Origin of the sequence: Campylobacter concisus, assembly GCF_015230015.1 — a bacterium.
GTDB lineage: Bacteria > Campylobacterota > Campylobacteria > Campylobacterales > Campylobacteraceae > Campylobacter_A > Campylobacter_A concisus_AF.
In genome coordinates, this window is the sequence record NZ_JAAKZC010000036.1 from 1 (window position 1) to 932 (window position 932).

Sequence of the window (932 nt, forward strand, 5' to 3'; positions counted from 1 at the left end):
AACTCCATCTTAACAAAACAGCACTACCAAAAACAGACAAAAAGCGAAGGTTTTGCAAATTTCTTACCTAACACTCCAAATATAAATTCGATCAGCCAAGCCACTATTCCTAAAAATGACTTTGTTTCATCTAGCGCTATCGACTCTCTTTATCAGGCTAAATTTACTTCACAAGAGGGTTATGGATATAGCGTAGATGCTAAAGGATTTATGGGAGCTGACTTTAACAAAGCTGCAGGCTTGCCACAAGAATTTAAAATCCACAAAAGCACGCTTGATGCGATAGTGCTACACAATCAAAAGCACCCAAACTATACAAATTCTATAATGGAAACAAAAAAAGATAACCAACTCTTTGGAGAGGATAGCTTTGCAAATATCGATCTAGCAAATACTATCAAGCAATACTATAAAATTTTTGATCAAATTTCAGCTGGAGTTATTAGTAAGGGTAAAGAGTTTTACTCAAATGAAGATCTAGCAAAGATGCCAAAGGGTTACTTTTCAAAAGATAAAAAAATAGATTATTCCGAATATCTAATGGGTAGGATGTCGAGCGATGAGATAGATGGGCTAACCGATAGAAGCAATGAAAAGATAACTCATATCTTTAGGACAGCCCAAGACGCAGAAGATGCACATAAGTTATGGGATGATCTAAGCGATATAAATGTAGAGGTCAATGGAAATTTCCTTGACTTTTCTCCAGAAGTGATGACAACTGAGCATACTATCCCTTATATGTGGGTTAGCAGTGCTGGATATGACTTTAAACCTGATATGTCCGTGTATGATAATGAACAAGGCTATACAAAGGAGCAAATCTTTGTAGCATTTTTAAAAAACGAGCAAGGTCTTGTGCTACAAGGTGGCACAACAAGGATAACTGACGAGGCTCTTAGTGTGTATAAAAGTTCATTAATACTTACAAA

1 protein-coding gene is annotated in these 932 nt (G+C 36.1%); it reads left to right on the forward strand.

The genetic code is table 11. The features are described 5' to 3' along the window. A partial coding sequence (locus G6W42_RS10340) for a Cj0814 family flagellar-dependent secreted protein (RefSeq protein WP_194173933.1) occupies nucleotides 1-932 on the forward strand: 932 nt, incomplete at both ends.